Consider the following 20,401-nt stretch of genomic DNA (forward strand, 5'->3'; position numbering starts at 1 on the left):
AAAAACAAAGACAATGAAACTATTAGCAAAAGATATAAAAAATAACGTCCTGAAATCCATGGAACGCATATTGGATGAAGAACGTGAAGCCATTATAGCGGCGAATAAAAAGGACCTCGACTCCTTTGACAGTTCGGACCGTGCCATGTACGACAGGCTGGTGGTCAACCAGGCTAAAGTAGACGGTATGATCCAGGCGGTAAAAGAAGTCAGGGAACAGGACGATCCCGTAGGAAAACTGAAATCGTCCCGGGAACTGGATAACGGGTTGAAAATACTGAACAAGACAGCCCCGTTCGGTACCATAATGATTATTTACGAGTCCCGCCCTGATGTGACTATAGAAGCAGCCGTTCTGGCCTTTAAAGCCAATAATAAAATACTGCTCAAAGGAGGTAAAGAAGCCTGGAACAGTAATAAAAAACTGGAAGAGTTCTGGCACAAGGCCCTGAAAGAAAACGGCCTGGAACCCGAAGCCTGGATCCGGTTGCTGAACATGAACCGCCAGGAAACCCAGGAATTCCTGAAAAATCCGCCCGAAAAACTGGACCTTATCGTACCCCGTGGAGGGGAAAGGCTCATTAAGTTCGTAAAAGACCACGCGCAATGTGCCGTACTGATAAGCGGACGGGGAAATAATTTCCTGTATATAAATAAAGATGCGGACTGGAACAAGGCCCTTCGTGTAATTGTCAATGCCAAAACCCATAAAATATCCGCGTGTAACGCATTGGATAAGATCCTGGTGGATAAGAATATTCCCGGGTATGAGGACAAGGTAAAAGAACTGGCAAAGGAATTACACGAAAACGCCGTGGAACTTCTTGCGGATACCGATATAAAAAAAATACTTCCGGAGGCTTCCCCGGTAAAAGAAGAATCTGTCTGGTATGAAGAGTTCCTGGCGTTGAAAGCAGTAATCGGAGCCGTAGATAATGTAGAAGAAGCCATAGACCGGATCAACAAGTATTCCGGCGGACATTCCGCCTGTGTGCTTACGGAAGATGACGACGTTGCCCTTGCCTTTATGGAACAGGTAGACAGCGCGGCGGTATACCAGAACGCTTCCACCCGTTTTACAGACGGGGGCCAGATGGGTGTAGGAGCTGAACTGGCAATAAGTACGGATAAACTACATCACAGGGGACCATTGGGACTGGAACAACTGGTTACAAATAAATATTACGTATACGGCGATGGCCAGATTCGTCTATAGGTGATGTTTTATAGTTGGTGACAGCCCCGGGAGTTTTACAAAAACCTCCGGGGTTTTTGTTTTAATAGTTCGTATTTTTTTATACCCCCGAAAATAGATACTTTTACGGGGTTCCTATCTAAAGAAACAAAAAATATGAAATGCCTATGACCAAATTTACAGACACCAACCAACATGATTATAAGGCATTCCATCTGACCACTAAAAAACAATAAATATTAACAGATGAAACTCATTATCATCAACGGGCCTAACCTGAACCTTCTCGGGAAGCGTGAGCCCGAAATATACGGTTCAGAAACCTTTGAAGATTTTCTGGAAAAACTTCGTGGTGAATTCCCTGATACTGAACTCAATTATTATCAATCCAATATAGAAGGAGAGATTATAGATAAACTCCATGAAACCGGATTCAGTTACGATGGCATTATTCTCAATGCAGGAGCTTATACCCATACTTCTATCGGTATAGGAGATGCCATAAAGGGAATATCCACCCCTGTCGTTGAAGTACATATATCCAATACTTTCGGGCGGGAATCCTTCCGGCATCAGTCCTATATTTCCCCGCATGCGAAAGGCGTGATACTCGGTTTCGGACTGGAGAGTTATATTCTTGCCATTCGTAGTTTTGTTTTGTAACGAAAGGGATGATCATGAATGATATAAGATAAAAAGCGCCTTTCCTCACCTGAAGAAGGGCGCTTTTTGATCGTTTGTTTTCTATTCGAAAGGTATTATCCAATAACTATAGTCATAAGAAGCATATGGCAAACGATATTTTTCTAACGGCAGGCTGTACCAGCTGTCAATACCGGCCACACCCGATTGCATGCCATCTACATTGATGAAAGTCTTTTTCTGCGGAACGAGTTCACCGGAGTGCATCTGCGCTTTCTCCATACCACCGTCCAGGTCTTCTGTGCTGTAGTGTAAGGCCGAGAAATGCACCGGGGTATCTCCCGTGATGCGTAAAGAAACACCTTTGCCATTACGGAGCGTAGCATAACGGACATCCGTTTTGTTCCCGCTGTCCTGCGGACGGACGTATGGGTGGTATTGTCCGGAAACCGTACTTTCGTAAAGCCCGATCCTCGCAGCCGTTTTCCGGTCGGCATAAGACTCGAAAGGTCCTCTCCCGTACCATGCCATTTCCTCGAAACCTTCCGGAAGTATCATGATATTCCCGAATTTGAACATCGGTAGATGTTCGCCTTTTTCGGCTTTAAAGCTATTGCTTACGTGTACCTTGCCGTCTCCGTATACCGTATAAGTCTGTACAAATTCCGCATCGCCGTTCAGCAACGGTTTGCTAAAGATTATTTCAAAGGCATTTTCCTTTTTCGATCTGGCTGTTTTATACGTGACCTTTTCTCCCGATTTTCCGGCCTCTTTCCATTCCGCATATTTCCGTTGTGTTCCCGCACCGTAATCGTTGTCTACCGGGGCACGCCAGAAGTTTACCTGTCCGGCTTCTTCCAGTACTATGTCACAGTTGTAGGTGTATCCGGAGATAATTCCTCGTGTCGTATCAAAATCTATAGAAAAAGTGTTTCCTTTTACACGCAGTACACCTTTTCTGTCTTCCGGTACAATGTTTCCTTCGGAGGTTTTCTCTACGGTAAGGCTCCCCGGTTGCAGTATAAACTGGTCATAAGCAATTTCGAACCCGGCAGGTATAAAAGGTTCCTTTTCTTTCAGGTTCACCGAAAAATTCAAAAGATATTCTTTTCCGGCGGCAAAATCGTATGTAACCGGAATGGAGACTTCTTTTTCTTCCTGTGGCTGAAGATTAAAATTATCAAGGCTTCCTTTTTCTACAACAAGCCCGTTTTCCAATAATTCCCAGTCTACCCGGTAATTGGAAATATCCCGGAAGAAATACCAGTTTTTAACCGTAAAAGCCTTTTTTAAAGTGTCCTTAACTGCAAATTTTACATTTTGGTGCACCCTTTTTACTTCGTACATATGTGGGTTGGGTGTCCGGTCGGGCATGACCAGCCCGTTGATGAGAAAGTTTCCGTCACTTGGAGTGCCTTCCGGACCGAAATCGCCACCGTAAGCATAGATCTTTTTGCCGTTTTTTTCGGTTAAAATACCCTGGTCTACAAAATCCCAGATAAACCCGCCTTGTAAAATATCATACTTTTCAATGGCATCCCAATATTCCTTGAAATTCCCCAGGCTGTTTCCCATAGCATGGGCGTATTCGCTCATGATCATGGGACGGTTATATCCTTTTTCGGCAAAATCTGCCATAGAGGCCGGAGAAGGGTATTGCGGTACAATAAGATCTGTATTCCACTCTTTCTGGGCGCGTTCGTATTGTACCGGCCGGGAAGGGTCCCGTTCTTTGATCCAGTTATAAGCATTGTAAAAATTCCACCCGTTACCCGCTTCATTGCCTAAAGACCAGGTGATGATACAAGGGTGGTTTTTATCCCGTTCCACCATGCGCTGTATGCGATCCATATGGGCTTTGAGCCACTTCGGATTGTTGCCCAGGGTGCGTTCCAGGTTGTAATACATACCGTGCGATTCTATATTGGCCTCGTCCACTACGTAAATACCGTATATATCACATAATTCATAGAAATACGGATCGTTCGGATAGTGCGCCATACGCACGGCATTGATATTGTACTGTTTTAGTATTTCGATATCCTTTTCCATGGTTTCCCCGGAAATCACATGTCCGGTGACAGGATCGTGCTCATGGCGGTTTACCCCTTTGATAAGGATGGGTTTCCCGTTAAGGAAATACTGGTTTCTCTTAATTTCGGTAGTCCGGAAACCTATGCGTTGCGATATGATTTCCTGTTCCTGTCCTTTTTCGGAAAGGATAATTTCCAGGCGGTACAGGTTGGGGAATTCGGCAGACCACTGTTTTACTCCGGGAATCGTTTTCGAAAAGGAAATAACACTGTCCGTAAGTTGCCGGGAATCTTCGTATATCGTTTTATTGTTATCCAGGAGACGTACAGATATGGTGTGTTTGTTTTTTTTACGAGGCAGGTTGGCCAGAGCAACGCTCAGGTTAAAAATACCGTCGGTGTACTTGTCGTTGAGTGAGGCCAGTATATCCACATCTTTAATGTGGGTAACGGGTGTGGTGTATAGGTAGACGTCTCTTTCAATACCGGAAATTCTCCAGAAATCCTGGCATTCCAGGTAGCTGCCGTCACTCCAGCGATAAACTTCCAAAGCAACCTGGTTTTTACCTGGCTTTATATAAGGGGTGATATCAAATTCGGCAGGAAGTTTGGAGCCCTGGCTATAACCCACTTTCTGTCCGTTTATCCAGATATAGAAGGCGGATTTGACGGCACCCAGGTGAATATATACTTTTTGATCCTTCCAGTCCGCCGGAAGTGTAAATGTCCGTTTGTAAGAGCCAACCGGATTATACCCGTCCGGAATATCGGGAGGGGATGGGTTCTTTACTTTAAACTCATAAGGGTGGTTTACATATATGGGGATACCATATCCTTGTAATTCCCAGTTACCCGGCACCCGGATGTCATCCCAACCCGAAATATCGTAATCTTCCTTGTAGAAATTTTCGGGACGGTCCGCAACATCACGTACCCAGTTAAATTTCCACGTGCCGTTGAGCGATGCGAACCTTTTGGAATTTTCTTTTTTGCCTTGTCCCGCAAGAGTGCTATTTTCGTAGGCAAAGAAGGAAGCCCGCGGAGGAAGTTTGTCTATTTCCGTGACACCGGGATTTTCCCATACCGGATCTAAAGTTTGTGCTATGGCGGTGCCTGCGATTAAAAGAAGAATAAACGTAAAAACAGGTGTTTTCATGGAGATTATAGTTGTGTTCGAGCACAAATATATAAAAATGACCGGATTGTAAAGATATTTTTTGATGACAAATCCTGTGAAAAAAACATATTTTAACTGGAGTAGCGGCAAAGATTCCGCATTGGCCCTGTATAAGATGCGGGAAGAGGGGATATACGACGTGCAAAGCCTGGTGACTACGGTGAACAGGGACTTCGGCAGGGTGTCCATGCACGGGCTTCCGGAGGAGTTACTCGACCTTCAGGCAGCCAGCACAGGGATACCGTTACACAAGATCTATTTTCCTGCAACCGTGGATATGGAAACCTATAACCGGACGATGAAAGAAGAAACCGGGGAGCTCGGCAAACAAGGATATCGCTACGCGGCTTTCGGGGATATTTTTCTGGAAGACCTGAAACAGTACCGGGAAGCAAAACTTGCAGAAACCGGGCTAAAAGCAATTTTCCCCCTGTGGAAAAAAGATACACATACACTTCTTGAAGAATTTATTGATCTGGGTTTTAAGGCGATAACGGTATGTGTGAATGCCAGGCTGTTGGGAAAAGACTTCTGCGGGCGGGAGATCGACCGGGATTTTATCCGTAATTTACCCGACGGGGTAGATGTTTGCGGGGAGAACGGGGAGTTTCATACTTTTGTGTACGATGGCCCGGTATTCCGTAATCCCATAAAATTCCGGATCGGGGAAAAAGTACTGAAAACATACGGAACGGAAAGTAATAGTACACCTGCCTGGGACAACGCGTTCTGGTATTGTGACTTACAAGCAAAATAGGTCATGTTCCTCTATGAGAAACATAGAAATGGTAACCGATAAACTGACAATCGTAAACTTGGAACTTGCAACCTGTAACTTGGAACCTGTAACCTGTAACTTGTAACCTGGAACCTGGAATTTTAAACGTTACAATTATAGCTTTTTTAATGCGTTTGCCCTGCCCGTAAATAGAAGATCACAATACGTTAAACCTTTTCTAAATAGTTATGTCGCTTCTGCAATATGCCGTATCTTTAAGAAGATCAAGAAATGAGAAAATGCGAGTTTTAATTACCGGGGCGACAGGCTTGATAGGCAGTGAGATAGTTCGTTTATGCGAACAGAGAGGGATTGAAGTGCATTATCTTACCACAAGCCGTTCCAAGATAAAGCAGACGGATACGTGCAAGGGGTTCTATTGGGACCCCGATAAGGGAGATATAGACAGGGCATGCCTGGATGGTGTGGATATCATTATCAACCTGGCGGGCGAAACCATAGCACAGCGGTGGACCCCCGGGCGAAGAAAGCGCATCCTGGAAAGCCGGATATTGTCCCTGCAATTATTGCACCGAACATTGGCGTGTGAGAACGGACACCGGGTAAAAATGCTGCTTTCGGCTTCGGCTATCGGTTATTATCCGGATTCTGAAGTTCATTATTATGATGAAGATGAACCGGAAGCAGATGATTCCTTTCCCGGAAAGGTAATAACAGAATGGGAAGCTGCTGCCGATTCCGTGGAACGTTTGGGGATAAAGGTGGCTAAAATACGCATTGGATTGGTCCTTTCCGCAAAAGGCGGGGCATTGCCGCAGATGGCCGGGCCGGTGAAATGTTTTGCCGGCGCCCCTCTTGGCAACGGTAAGCAATGGCAGTCTTGGATACATATCAAAGACCTGGCGGAAATATTCCTGTTTGTGGCGGAAAAAGGTCTGCCGGGTATTTTTAACGGGGTGGCACCTAACCCGGTAACCAATGAAAAACTGACCAAAGAAATAGCACATGTACTTCATAAACCGCTTTTCTTGCCCAATGTCCCCCGTTTTGTTATGCGTTGCCTGCTGGGAGAAATGTCTTACCTGCTCTTTAGTAGTCAGAGAGTCAGTTCACGGAAAATAACGGATATGGGATTTTTGTTTAAGTATTCCAGTATAAAACCCGCATTGGAAGATTTGTTAGGGAAATCCGGGCAGGAATAATCCCGGGAAGGATAATTACACATACGGTCCGAAAGTTTTAGAACAGATAAATCAGATTTCCGGAAAATGAATAACTGATTTTATGAGAAACCTGGTTAAAACAATTTTACCACAAACTAAAAAAACTTTTTCAGCTACTAAATATGATGATAGCGTAGGACCGACTCAGAACTACCAACTAAAAAAAACACAACTTTGCGACCTGCAATAAAAAACGGGAAGCGACATGGTCACTTCCCGGATTTATATATTGAATAGTATTATTATATCGTTACGCTATTTTAAAGCGTTTTCTGTCGTTCTCGGTCAGGTATATTTTTCGTAACCGGAGACTTTTCGGAGTCACCTCCACATATTCGTCTTTCTGAATGTATTCCAGGGCTTCTTCCAGGGAGAATTTTATGGCAGGGACAATCTTTGCCTTGTCATCAGCTCCTGAAGAACGGACATTAGAAAGCTTTTTTGTCTTGGTTACATTAACCGTCATATCATCTCCCCGGGAATTTTCTCCGATAACCTGTCCTTCGTAAATTTCCTCGTTAGGATCTACAAAAAACTTACCTCTTTCCTGTAATTTATCAATAGAATACGGAATGGCTTTACCTTTTTCCATAGAAATAAGGGAACCGTTATTTCTGCCGGGAATCTCACCCTTGTACGGTTGGTATTCTATAAACCGATGCGACATGATGGCCTCACCTGCCGTAGCCGTCAGTAATTGATTCCTGAGACCGATGATACCTCTGGACGGGATTTGGAATACACAAACCATGCGTTCTCCTTTAGGCTCCATGCTCAGCATTTCTCCTTTTCGAAGGCTGACAAATTCCACAGCCTTTCCGGAAAGATTTTCCGGCAGGTCAATGGTAAGTTCTTCCACGGGCTCACATTTTACACCGTCTATTTCCTTGATGATAACCTGTGGTTGCCCGATCTGGAGTTCATAACCTTCACGTCTCATGGTTTCGATCAGTACGGAAAGGTGCAGTACCCCACGGCCAAATACCATGAATTTATCCGCACTTTCGGTTTCGTTTACCCTGAGGGCAAGGTTTTTTTCCAGTTCCTTGTTAAGACGGTCCTTGATGTGACGGGAAGTCACGTATTTGCCCTCTTTACCGAAAAACGGAGAATCGTTAATAGTAAAGAGCATGCTCATGGTAGGTTCGTCTATAGCTATGGAAGCCAGTGCTTCCGGGTTTTCCGCATCGGCAACGGTATCGCCGATATCAAAGCTTTCCAGGCCAACGATGGCGCAGATATCACCCGCATGTACTTCCGATACCTTTTTACGGCCAAGACCTTCGAAGATATGCAGTTCTTTTATTCTGGCTTTCAGGATGCTTCCGTCCCTTTTTACCAGGGCTATCGGCATGTTCTCCGTAAGTATCCCTCTTTGCAGTCTTCCTATAGCGATACGCCCGGTAAAGCTTGAGAAATCGAGAGACGTGATGAGCATTTGCGGTGTTCCTTCCGAAACCTTAGGCTCAGGGACGTGCGCTATGACCATGTCCAGTAGAGGTTCGATATTCTCCGTAACATTCTGCCAGTCTTCGGACATCCAGTTGTTTTTGGCCGAACCGTATACGGTAGGAAAATCGAGTTGCCATTCTTCCGCACCCAGTTCAAACATCAGGTCGAATACTTTTTCGTGTACTTCTTCCGGTGTACAGTTTTCTTTATCTACCTTGTTGATAACCACACAGGGTTTCAGTTTCAGATCGATAGCTTTCTGCAATACGAATCGTGTTTGCGGCATAGGCCCTTCAAAAGCATCTACCAGTAACAAAACCCCGTCTGCCATATTCAGGACACGTTCTACCTCCCCACCGAAGTCGGCGTGACCGGGAGTGTCGATAATGTTGATCTTCGTGCCTTTGTAAGTTACCGAAACATTTTTGGAGGTAATGGTAATTCCCCTTTCCCTTTCCAGGTCGTTATTGTCCAGGATCAGATCGCCCGTATTCTCGTTCTCACGAAATAGCTGACAATGGTACATTATCTTGTCTACCAGCGTGGTTTTACCGTGGTCTACGTGGGCTATGATCGCTATATTTCTGATGTCCGCCATAATTTTGACTTGATTTTTAACACTATGTGATTTTTTCGGAGTTTTTGTGATGTTCATTGCCTCAAATCAACCCCGAAAATGAGGGCGCAAATATATATCATATTCTTGGCATATAAACATTAAATTATTGTTTTTTAAGGAGTCCGGAATATGGCTCAGGGGTTTTGCAGGGACGAAATCACAGTTTTTCTCTGCCGAAACAGGCTCTCCGGTAAATAAATTTTCCGATTTTTCCCTCTTTAAGAGTGATTTCAATATCTTTGGATGCTACTACGTGAAAACTAACATACCAAATATGAGTAATCTGCTGGAGGTGAATAATGTCTCCAAGAAATACGGACAGTACACCGCGCTGAACAATGTTTCGTTAAAAGTGCCCGAAGGTAGCATTTTTGGCTTGCTCGGCCCCAACGGAGCAGGGAAGACTACCTTGATACGAATTATCAACCAGATTACTTACCCGGATACGGGGACCGTATTTTTCGGCGGAAAGCCCTTGCAACCCGAACACATAGCGCTTATCGGATATTTGCCCGAAGAGAGGGGCTTGTACAAAAGTATGAAAGTAGGGGAACAGGCGCTTTACCTGGCCCAGTTAAAAGGATTGTCCAGGAAAGAAGCAAAGGAAAGGTTACAGTACTGGTTTGACCGGCTTGGGATAGGGGATTGGTGGAACAAAAAGATACAGGAACTGTCCAAAGGAATGGCCCAGAAGATACAGTTTGTGGTGACGGTATTGCATAACCCCAGATTGCTTATTTTTGATGAACCCTTCAGTGGTTTTGATCCGATCAATGCCAATATTATTAAAGATGAGATACTGCACCTCAGGGATAAAGGAGCCACCGTTATTTTTTCTACGCATCGTATGGAATCGGTAGAAGAGCTTTGCGATGATATAGCGCTTATCAACAAATCGCAAAAAATACTGGATGGAAAACTGGTAGGCATAAAACGGCAATACCGGAGTAATACTTTTGAAGTAGGGCTGGATGTGGAGAACAAGGAAGCTTTGCGATCGGAACTGGAAGGGCGTTTTACAGTTTCGGATGCTACTTTTAAATCATTATCCGATGAGCTTAAACTCCGGATACAATTCCAAAACGGATATTCTCCAAACGATCTTCTTCAATACCTGGTATCCAGGTCAACGGTAAGCCATTTTGTAGAGGTCATTCCGAGTGTTAACGATATTTTTATACAAACCGTAAAAGACAGTGACAGTAATGGATAAACTGCCTTTGATCATAAAGAGAGAGTACCTGGCCAAAGTTCGTAACAGGTCTTTTATAGTAATGACCATTCTCAGCCCGTTACTGGTCGTGGGAATGGCGGCATTGGTTTTTTTTCTGACTAAAGCCAATAACGAAGACAGGAAAGTTGTAGCTGTGCTTAATGAAGGAGATTTTTTCCGGGAACAATTTAAAGATGACGCTTCCATAGCTTTTGTGGGATTCCGGGACATACCGCTGGAAGCAGCCAAAGACTCCGCACAGCATGCAGCCTATTACGGGCTACTTTACATTCCGTCAGGCGGGGATATCGAAAATGTAGCAGAAAATATAGAATTCTTCTGTAAAGAGTCCCCCGGCCTTGGCACCCTTTCTTCTATGGAAGGAGTGATCCGCAGCCAGGTCCGGGATGTAAAACTCCGGAACTTCGGGGTGCCCGATGAGGTTTTGAGAGATATGGGCAAGAGCTACGAAATCAATGTGGAGAATTTTACGGGGGAGAAAAAACTGAGAGGGATCAACGAGATGAAGGCGGTCATAGGAGGGGCATTCGGATACCTTATTATGATGTTCATTATTATTTACGGTGCCTTTGTAATGCGGAGCGTTATCGAAGAAAAAACCAGCAGGATCATAGAAGTGATCATTTCTTCGGTAAAACCTTTTCAGCTTATGCTGGGTAAGATCATAGGAACTTCCCTCGCAGGGATTACTCAATTTATTATCTGGAGTATTTCCGCGGGGTTGTTGTTGTTCCTGCTTACCGCTTTTCTGGGGATAAGTATGGGAGAACTGGGAGGTTCCCGAATACCCCCGGATGCCGTAGACGCCATGAACAATATGTCAGGAGGTGTGCAGGAAAAGATACAGCTTTATATGATGGAGCTGCTCAATATATCATGGGGCGTTTTGTTGTTTTCTTTTGTAGTGTATTTTATCCTGGGATACCTTATTTACAGTTCTATTTATGCCGCTATAGGAGCAGCGGTAGACAACGAAACCGATACACAGCAGTTTATGTTCCCCGTAATATTACCGCTTATGCTGGCCATATATGTCGGTTTCTTTTCCGTGTTCAATAACCCGCACGGGCCTATAGCCGTGGCATTTTCATTATTTCCGCTAACATCTCCCATTGTCATGCTCATGCGCTTACCAGGGGGAATAGGTGCCGGGGGCGTCCCCGTGTGGCAGTTTGTGACATCTATAGTCCTGCTTATTATTACCTTTCTGGCCATCGTTTGGCTGGCCGCTAAGATATACCGGGTAGGAATACTCATGTACGGTAAAAAACCTAGTTATAAGGAATTATATAAGTGGTTGAAATATAGTTGATATCCCTAAATGAATGAACCATGAATGAAATAATAGATGTTATAAAAGATATTCTTGCCGTTAAAATATATTCTCCGAAGGATAGTCCGGTAGATATTACTATCGGTGTAATTGTGGCGGTTATCATTGCTTTATTGGTTACCAATCTTGTTCTTAAACTGACGCGTAAATTAATAACCAGAAAATTCAATAGTAGCGATAAGAATAAGTTTTTCAGCATATTTCAGTTTGCAAAATATATTGCCTATATATTAGTTATCATATTCACCCTCGATACTTCGGGAGTGAATATCACCGTTCTGCTGACACCCTTTGCCGCTTTAGCCGTAGGTCTGGGATTTGCCCTACAGCAACTGTTCCAGGATATCATGTCCGGAATACTTATTATTACCGATAAATCTCTCCATGTCGGGGACATTATAGAGGTAGATGATAAAATAGGCAGGGTGGTAAGTATTAACCTGCGAACAACAAGAGTGGAAACCCGTGGAGGCCGGATGCTGATTGTGCCCAATCATAAATTTATGTCCGATCCGTTGTTCAACTGGACACAGAACGGAAATACCATAAGAGACGATGTGAAAGTAGGAGTGGCATACGGATCGGATGTAAAGTTGGTGGAAGAGTTGTTGCTGAAATGTGTTTACGAACATCCCGGTATACTGGAATTCCCGGAACCTTTTGTGCTTTTCGAGAACTTCGGAGATTCTTCACTGGATTTTGGGGTATACTTTTATATCCCGGATGGCTTTCCCGCGCCCAGAGTGCGAAGTGAAATACGTTTTGAAATAGATAAGAAGTTTCGTGAAAACAAAGTTGCTATACCGTTCCCGCAGAGAGATGTGCATATTATACCGCAGGGAGAATAAGCCGTTTTCCGGGGTGCTGTGCAGATGAATCTAACACAGAAAATTTAAGTCAGATGAAGGGTTAAAGAGTTTTAAAGTTGATAAGCTCGGCGTTTTGAAAATGCTCTTTCAATATTTTCCATCAACCACAAACTCATCAACTCCGAACTGCAAAACTAAAAAATAATAAAACAGACCCATGCCAAAAATATTAGTAATAGAAGATGAGGTTGCCATACGAAGAGTGCTGGTGAAAATACTTACGGAAGAAAACAAGGAATATGAAGTAGAAGAGGCAGAAGACGGCCTTGCCGGAATAGAAAAGATAAAAAAGGAAGATTACGATCTGGTCCTCTGCGATATAAAAATGCCGAAGATGGACGGGGTGGAAGTCCTGCAGGCCGCGGGGATAGTAAAACCGGATATTCCTTTCGTAATGATATCCGGGCACGGAGATCTGGATACGGCGGTACATACCATGAGGCTTGGGGCTTATGATTATATTTCCAAACCACCGGATCTGAACAGGCTTTTGAATACCGTAAGAAATGCATTGGACAAGAAAGAACTGGTACGGGAAAATAAACAACTCAAGAAAAAAGTAAGTAAGAATTTTGAAATGATCGGGGAAAGCGAAGCCATTTCCCGGATAAAAGAGATTATAGAAAAAGTAGCCCCTACCGACGCCCGGGTGTTGATAACAGGATCTAACGGTACGGGTAAAGAATTGGTGGCGCACTGGCTTCACGAAAAAAGTGAGCGTGTCAAAGCGGCGATGGTAGAAGTGAATTGTGCTGCTATTCCTTCGGAATTGATAGAAAGCGAACTGTTCGGACACGTTAAAGGCGCTTTTACTTCGGCTGTTAAAGACAGGGCCGGAAAGTTTGAGGCGGCTAACAAAGGAACGATATTCCTCGATGAGATCGGAGATATGAGCCTTTCGGCACAGGCCAAAGTGCTTCGTGCCTTACAGGAAAATAAAATAACCCGGGTAGGGAGTGATAAGGATATCAAAGTAGATGTGCGTGTTATAGCGGCTACGAACAAAGACCTGAAAAAGGAAATAGAAAGAGGAAAATTCCGGGAAGACCTGTATCACAGGCTGGCAGTAATTATCGTTCACGTACCTGCCCTTAACGACAGGCGGGAAGATATACCGTTGCTCATTGAACATTTTGCGGAAAAAGTGGCCACCGAGCAGGGAATGCCGTCGAAAAAGTTCTCCGCAGGAGCTATAAAACGCTTGCAGGAATACGACTGGACCGGAAACATCCGTGAACTTCGCAATGTTGTGGAGCGGCTTATCATTCTCGGTGGTGATGAAGTAGGGGAAAGCGATGTGGAGCTTTTTGCCAGCAAATAAAACGTGGAATCCGGTGGCTTCGGTACATCCCGAACAGAGTTCGGGACACTCAGCCACCTTCGCTTGGGGCACTGCCTAACCTGTAACCTGCAACCTGTAACCTGCAACCCGAAATATAAAGAACAACAATACTACTATCAGAAAGAACGTTGGAAATGTCAAAGGTCCCATTTGTTTTTCCTTTAAATTTGAAGAGAAATAAGAGAAAAAGATTATGAAATGCCCATAGCCAAAAATTCGGAGACCTCCCGGAAACTTTTGGGACGACATGATAATCAGGGTATTTCTTCCCATCCCGATAGTTATCGGGACCATCAGGGAGACCTTTGAAAAACAAATAAATATGAACAGATGAAAATCGTTATATCCCCGGCAAAGTCGCTAGACTACGAATCCGGTTTGCCTACCAAAAAGTATTCCGAACCCTTGTTTTTAAAGCAAGCAGAACGACTGAATAAAATACTGAAAAAGAAATCACCGAAAAGTCTTTCCAAACTGATGGATATATCGGCTAACCTGGCAGAACTGAACTGGCAACGAAACCAGGACTGGAGCCTGCCGTTTTCTCCCGATAACGCCCGTCCGGCCATGTATGCCTTTAACGGAGATGTATATGAAGGACTGGATTCTTATACCATTCCGGAGGATAAACTGGATGAGCTACAGGATTCCTTACGTATTTTATCCGGACTCTACGGGGTGTTAAAACCGCTGGATCTCATACAGCCTTATCGCCTGGAAATGGGAACATCTCTTAAGGTAGGGGTCAAGAACAACCTCTATGAATTCTGGAAAGATACGGTAACGAAAACGCTGAATAAAGAACTCGAAAAGGATGAACTTTTTGTAAATCTTGCCAGCAACGAATATTTTAAGGCGGTAGATGTGAAAGCCCTGAAAGTCCCGGTAGTGACACCACAATTTAAAGACTGGAAAAATGACCAGTTGAAGATAATCAGTTTTTTTGCCAAAAAAGCCAGAGGGCTCATGGTGCGATATATTCTGGATACGGGAGCTAAAACCGTTGAAGATCTGAAAGGATTTGATTATGAAGGATATTCTTTTAGTGAAGAACATTCCGTAAAGAAGAATGAACTGGTTTTTGTACGATAGATAAAATGAAATTAAGGATAAAAATCTGACCGGAAGCCGCATAACCGATAATGAATTCCGATACCGTAAACCCGAAAAATAGCAAATCATCCCTGTTTAAACACCGGCATCCTTTTCCGCCATTCATTCCGGAAGGGGCTACCCGTCTTATTGTGGGCACATTACCCCCGCCGAGGTTTTCAACCGGGGTTTTAAAAGAAGGTGATGTGAATTTTTGCTACGGCAGCATAGACGGCCAGCTATGGATTATACTCGACAGAATATTTGACCTGGGCCTGAAATTCGAAACCACTGTCGAAGCCATTGCACAACGCAAAGCATTTCTGAAAGAACAAAAAATAGGTATCTGTGATATTGTAGAATGTTGTGAGCGCGAAAAAATAGATGCTTCCGACCTGGGTATGCAAAACGTAGAATATCGGAACCTCGTCGGGTATCTGCGAAAACATCCTGAGGTACATACCTTGTTGTTTACCGGGGGAAATAGTAAAAACGGTCCCGAATACTTCTTCAGAAGGCATCTTAAAGAATACGGTATGAAACTGGAAGTGGTTTCAGATGAAGTCCCAAGGATACACAGGTTTGCACTTGCGGAAGCCGACGGTAAAAACAGGGAAATAAAGACCGTATCCCTCATCGCGCCTTCCGGATCGGCGAACAGGGCCGTTGGGAGTATACCTTTATATAAGGAGCAAAAGCAACGAGATCCGAAATTTACTACTATCGATTTCAGGATACTGCAGTACGCGAAATTCTTTCTGGAATAATCTGGAGCCGGTATATTTCGTATTTTCGCATAAATTTTATAAAATACCGGAAACAAGTCATTGAAAAAGATCCTCCTCATAGAAGACGATCCCGCTCTTAATAATAATATCAAAGAAGCTTTAGTCTCAGAAGGACTTGAAGTAGATAGTGTTTTTGACGGTTTACTGGCGGAAAGGATATTGAGAAAGAATGCTTTTGACTGCATTGTACTGGATATCAATCTCCCCGGCAAAAACGGCTATGAAGTATGCCGAAGTTTTCGCGAATATAATAGCTTTACACCCGTATTAATGCTCACGGCCTTCGGGGAACTCGAAGATAAGGTCCAAGGGTACGATTGCGGGGCAGATGATTATCTTACGAAACCCTTTTACATGCGTGAATTACTTCTCAGGGTAAACGCATTGATAAAAAGAAGAGAGAACAGCCGGGAGGATAAAAGCCAAAAAGAGATTCTTTTCGCTTCGGACCTGGTTATTCATCCGGCACATAAAAAAGTGACGCGGCAGGGAAAGGAAATTGCCCTTACTCCCCGGGAATACCAGATATTGGTGAAATTGATCGGGGCAGAAGGAGAAGTGATCTCCAAAAAGGAACTGATAAAAGAGATATGGGGAAGTTCTTTTGACGGTAATACCAATACCATAGAAGTGTATATCAATTTTCTCCGGAACAAGGTAGACAAACCTTTTGGTAAGGATTCTATTAAAACCAAAGTGGGGTACGGCTACTATTTTGAGGATTAACCGGTAAAAGATCGACCGATTTTGACCATTCGAAAAAAAATACTGGTATATTTTACAGCTTCGGTAATCCCGCTTTTGGGGCTATCACTTTTTCTAATCTATACACTGTTCTACGAATACCGGGAAGAAGAATTCCAGCAGAGCCAGAAACAAAAAATTACGGCGACGCTGCAATACCTTGCCGAGGTACAAAAGGTAGATAACGAAATTCTCTTGTCCTATGACCGGAAGACCATAGATTCCATGTACGACGAAAAGTTGTTCATCTACAACAATAATAAAAAGAGAATATACGCCAGCCTGGACGATACCACCATCCCCGATGCGGAAACTATAGTGAACGGTCTTTCACCCAATACGAGGTGGATTGAAAAAAAGGACGGGACTTATGATGTGGTGGGTATTTATTTTGAGTCCGGTATGAAATCCTATTATGGTATCAGTAAGGCATACGATGCCGTGGGATATTCAAAACTCGGGTTTCTGAGGAATACGCTGATACTGATCTTTTTTGTTATTTCCCTGGTGCTTGTACTCCTGTCCTATTACCTGTCCCGTAAAATTTCCGGACCTCTTATGGAAATTACCCGGAAGATCACCCTTTATGATCTGGAGAAAGAAGACGACCCTATAGTGGTAAAGGGAAAGGAAAAAGAGATCGTATTGCTTACCAACAGGTTTAATCAGCTTATACGCCGTATCCGTGAGGCTTTTGCATTTCAGAAGTATGCAATACACCACATTTCGCATGAACTGAAAACACCGATTGCCGTATTGGTGTCGAATTTCGAAAAGCTGGAAAAGGAAACAAACCCGGAGGTTATGCAGAAACTTATCCGTCGCCAGAAAGAAGACACCAAAAATCTGGGAGAGATAATTAATGTACTGTTGGGAATAGCAAAGGCCGAATCTGCCGATAGAATCAGCGGGATGGAAATTCGTATTGACGAACTGGTTTTTGATCTGACAGACGAACTTAAGGTTCTCTTTCCGGAACACGGATTTCAGGTAAAGTATACGGAAATTCCGGAAGACGAGAGGCGTCTTATGATCCGGGGAAACGAGAGATTGCTCCGTGCCGCATTTACCAATCTTATACTCAATAGCATTCACTATGGTGTAGATAACCTTACCGGGATACGTATAACAGTACTCCCCGGTATGTTAAAGCTGGATGTTATCAATAAAGGAAAAACCATTAACGATAAGGAAAGGCAATACCTCTTTCAGCATTTTTTCCGGGGAGATAATAGCAGGGGAAAACCGGGCTTCGGACTGGGCCTGGTCTTTATACACAAAATAATGGAACTCCACCAGGGAAGCATATCTTATATTTCCGAAAACAGGGACACAAATATCTTTACCGTCACCCTTCCTTTAAGCTGATTTTTATCCGCTTTAAGCTTTTTTTAAGCCCGTTATCAGGTTCTTTACACCTCAAAAAAAGAACAAATCCACATGAGGTGTTTTATACAGGCATTTATTGTACTCTGCCTGGGCTTTCCTAAAGCCGGGGCCCAGGATGTATTGATGCTGAACCGGGGCCAATGCGAAGCCGTATTTCTGGAAAACAATCTGCAATTGCTTGCCGGAAGATTAAAGATTGACGAGGCCGAAGCCAGGCTTATTCAGGCGAAATTATGGCCTAATCTTACACTTTCCATAGATGAGGTAAACCTTTGGACTACTGGTAAAGGAACTAACAATCTCAATTATTTCGGGGATGGACTGCCACCGCTTTCCGGTAATGACTGGAAAAATCAGCAGATAAGTGTAGAACTGGAACAGTTGGTTCGTACCGCCGGTAAAAGGAAAAAAATGATGGCATTGGAGCAGGTGTCCGTGGACATGGCGGAGCAATACCTGGAAGATCTGTTACGGAACCTCAAACGGGAATTCAGGAATAACCTCACGGAACTGCAATACCTGCAAATGTATAAGGAGATATACGAGAAGGAAGCATCTTCGGTAAAACAATTGGTGACTGCCTATCAGCGCCAGGTGGAACAGGGGAATATCGGTAAAGGAGAATATGTAAGGCTTAAAGCATTGGGCCTGGAGATCTCCGGCGAAATCAACCGCCTGGAACGCGAAACCAATAAAGTTCAAAAAGAGTTAAAAGTACTGATGCGGCTTCCGGTACAAACCACGCTTGTCCTGGAGAAAGAAGGGTTTGTCCCTTCCCTAGAAAAGATAAAAGAAGTGCTGCCGGAATATCTTATCACTAAAGCACTGGACCATCAGCCGGAATTAAAACTCGCGCAACTGGAGAAAACGTATTCCGATAAGTCTTACGCTTATGAAAGAGCGATGAGGGTACCCGATGTTACGTTTAAGGCGGGATATGACCGTGGCGGTAATTTTATGCTGGATTTCGTAGGGTTCGGTTTTTCTCTCGATCTGCCCGTATTCGATCGTAATCAGGGAAATATCAAGGCCGCGAAAATCGGACAGGAGCAGGCCCGGTTACTGCTTGAACAAAAAGAACTCCAAGTAAGATCGGGGGTAATGCTGGCTTATAACGACCTGATGACTTCCGTATCCTTTCTCGAAAGTATAGATGCGTCTTACGGGGATGAACTGGAATCCCTCCTGGACAGCTACACCCGTAATTTCAGGGAAAGAAATATCAGTATGCTCGAATACCTGGATTTCCTGGAAACCTATCTGCAAAACCGGGACATCATCCTGGAATCGGCAAAAAATGCCAATGAAGAACTCGAAGACCTTCAATTCGAAATAGGAAAAGACATAGACCAAATTAAAGTGCCGTAACCATATGAAACAACTAAGTCACAACGAAAATAATACTTCCGGTAAGAGAAAAATATCTACTGTATTTACCACAGCCATGGTACTCATCGCCCTGTCGTTTTTTCTCTCCTGTAATGAAAAAAAACCGGAAACTTCCAAAGCGGAAAGGTATTGCCCGGATGAATCGTTCCGCGAGGATATTGTAATGGAACCGGCCCGTTTGCAACCTGTACAGGAGTGGATAGCCCTTACCGGTATTGTGCAAAGCAACCCGGACAAGGTAGTGCCTTTTACCAGTCTCGTAGGCGGGGTGGTTTCACGGACTTATTTTTCCCTGGGAGACGTAGTTTCCAAAGGGCAGGTACTGGCGGAAATACAAAGCTCGGAACTGAACAACCTGCAGTCCGAAAGGAAAAGCCTGGAAGGGGAAATAGCTGTTGCGGAAAGGGAATTGTATTCTGTTAGATCCATGTATGAAGATGGTATAGCCTCCCAGAAAGATTTTCTTACCGCACAAAGCGAACTGAAAACAAAACAGGCCGCTCTTGAAAATGTGACGGCTACATTGGGGTTGTATGGGAGTAGTAAGGGAAAAGACGGTTTTCAGGTAAAAGCCCCTATGTCTGGTATTATTACAGAGAAGAACATTACATCGGGAATGCAGATATCCGCAGAAGGCAATACACTGTTTACCGTAGCCGATCTGAGTGAAGTATGGGTGATACTGAATATTTACGCCGGGAATGTGGCTAAACTGCACGTAGGACAGAAAGTGGATATCCGTACACTCTCATACCCGGATAAGGTTTTTAAAGGGACGATCACGTCCATATCACAGGTGTTTGACAGCGAAGAAAGAGTGCTGAAAGCCTGGGTTGTCATTCCGAATGAAAGCCAGGAATTAAAACCCGGAATGTCTGCCGATATTGTAGCTCAAACACAACAGGGAGTGGAAGCAGTTACTATTCCTACCTGTTCCCTGATCTTTAATAACAACCGGAACTTCATCGTGGTGTATAAAGGCGATTGTGATCTGCAAGTCCGCCAGGTTGAGGTTATCAGCAAAAACGGGGATATTACTTATATCTCCGGGGGAGTGGAAGCAAACGAGGAAGTAGTGACCAGGAACCAGTTGCTTATTTACGAAAAGATCAAGGATTCCGGAAATAATTAAAAATATCAT

General features: G+C 43.9%; 16 protein-coding genes. 14 read left to right on the top strand and 2 right to left on the bottom strand.

Annotated features, from left to right (window positions below; genetic code table 11):
- Positions 1-13: 13 nt before the first annotated feature.
- A complete protein-coding gene (locus ACVBDY_RS15055) occupies positions 14-1,216 on the top strand; it encodes a glutamate-5-semialdehyde dehydrogenase (protein WP_447176284.1) in 1,203 nt (400 codons plus the stop codon).
- A 225-nt stretch (positions 1,217-1,441) separates the two neighbouring features.
- Complete coding sequence (gene aroQ / locus ACVBDY_RS15060) at positions 1,442-1,858, top strand: type II 3-dehydroquinate dehydratase (RefSeq protein ID WP_447176285.1); 417 nt, start codon at positions 1,442-1,444, stop codon at positions 1,856-1,858.
- An 81-nt stretch (positions 1,859-1,939) separates the two neighbouring features.
- Here the strand turns inward: aroQ and lacZ are convergent, their stop codons facing one another.
- Positions 1,940-5,026, bottom strand: a complete 3,087-nt coding sequence (lacZ, locus tag ACVBDY_RS15065; protein ID WP_447176286.1) for a beta-galactosidase, LacZ type — start codon at positions 5,024-5,026, stop codon at positions 1,940-1,942.
- Positions 5,027-5,102: 76 nt separating this feature from the next.
- Between lacZ and ACVBDY_RS15070 the strand changes: the two genes are divergently transcribed.
- Positions 5,103-5,804, top strand: coding sequence for a Dph6-related ATP pyrophosphatase (locus ACVBDY_RS15070; protein ID WP_447176287.1), 702 nt, complete (start codon positions 5,103-5,105; stop codon positions 5,802-5,804).
- 260 nt (positions 5,805-6,064) lie between these two features.
- Positions 6,065-6,988, top strand: a complete 924-nt coding sequence (locus tag ACVBDY_RS15075; protein WP_447176288.1) for a TIGR01777 family oxidoreductase — start codon at positions 6,065-6,067, stop codon at positions 6,986-6,988.
- A gap of 271 nt (positions 6,989-7,259) precedes the next feature.
- Here the strand turns inward: ACVBDY_RS15075 and typA are convergent, their stop codons facing one another.
- Entirely contained in the window at positions 7,260-9,059 is a 1,800-nt protein-coding gene (gene typA, locus ACVBDY_RS15080) for a translational GTPase TypA (protein ID WP_447176289.1), read from the bottom strand.
- A gap of 295 nt (positions 9,060-9,354) precedes the next feature.
- Here typA and ACVBDY_RS15085 point away from each other — a divergent pair, with 295 nt between their 5' ends.
- From ACVBDY_RS15085 to ACVBDY_RS15130, 10 genes are all read left to right on the top strand, one after another.
- The gene (locus ACVBDY_RS15085; protein ID WP_447176290.1) at positions 9,355-10,293 is read left to right on the top strand and encodes an ABC transporter ATP-binding protein; all 939 of its coding nucleotides are present in this window, start codon (positions 9,355-9,357) and stop codon (positions 10,291-10,293) included.
- The gene (locus ACVBDY_RS15090) at positions 10,286-11,626 is read left to right on the top strand and encodes an ABC transporter permease (RefSeq protein WP_447176291.1); all 1,341 of its coding nucleotides are present in this window, start codon (positions 10,286-10,288) and stop codon (positions 11,624-11,626) included. Before ACVBDY_RS15085 ends, ACVBDY_RS15090 begins: the two co-directional genes overlap by 8 nt.
- A gap of 20 nt (positions 11,627-11,646) precedes the next feature.
- Positions 11,647-12,495, top strand: coding sequence for a mechanosensitive ion channel family protein (locus tag ACVBDY_RS15095; RefSeq protein ID WP_447176292.1), 849 nt, complete (start codon positions 11,647-11,649; stop codon positions 12,493-12,495).
- Positions 12,496-12,673: 178 nt separating this feature from the next.
- Entirely contained in the window at positions 12,674-13,837 is a 1,164-nt protein-coding gene (locus ACVBDY_RS15100) for a sigma-54-dependent transcriptional regulator (RefSeq protein WP_447176293.1), read from the top strand.
- A gap of 351 nt (positions 13,838-14,188) precedes the next feature.
- Positions 14,189-14,950, top strand: a complete 762-nt coding sequence (gene yaaA / locus ACVBDY_RS15105; RefSeq protein ID WP_447176294.1) for a peroxide stress protein YaaA — start codon at positions 14,189-14,191, stop codon at positions 14,948-14,950.
- Between the two features lie 50 nt (positions 14,951-15,000).
- Positions 15,001-15,717 carry a uracil-DNA glycosylase family protein gene (locus ACVBDY_RS15110; protein WP_447176295.1) on the top strand — a complete coding sequence of 239 codons (717 nt, stop codon included), beginning with the start codon at positions 15,001-15,003 and terminating at the stop codon, positions 15,715-15,717.
- 60 nt (positions 15,718-15,777) lie between these two features.
- The gene (locus tag ACVBDY_RS15115; RefSeq protein ID WP_447176296.1) at positions 15,778-16,464 is read left to right on the top strand and encodes a response regulator transcription factor; all 687 of its coding nucleotides are present in this window, start codon (positions 15,778-15,780) and stop codon (positions 16,462-16,464) included.
- 21 nt (positions 16,465-16,485) lie between these two features.
- On the top strand, positions 16,486-17,850 hold the full coding sequence (locus tag ACVBDY_RS15120; RefSeq protein ID WP_447176297.1) for a sensor histidine kinase: 1,365 nt from the start codon (positions 16,486-16,488) through the stop codon (positions 17,848-17,850).
- Between the two features lie 72 nt (positions 17,851-17,922).
- Positions 17,923-19,239 carry a TolC family protein gene (locus ACVBDY_RS15125; protein ID WP_447176298.1) on the top strand — a complete coding sequence of 439 codons (1,317 nt, stop codon included), beginning with the start codon at positions 17,923-17,925 and terminating at the stop codon, positions 19,237-19,239.
- A 4-nt stretch (positions 19,240-19,243) separates the two neighbouring features.
- Complete coding sequence (locus ACVBDY_RS15130) at positions 19,244-20,392, top strand: efflux RND transporter periplasmic adaptor subunit (RefSeq protein ID WP_447176299.1); 1,149 nt, start codon at positions 19,244-19,246, stop codon at positions 20,390-20,392.
- Positions 20,393-20,401: the final 9 nt, after the last annotated feature.

It is taken from the genome of Sinomicrobium halophytocola (assembly GCF_052983395.1).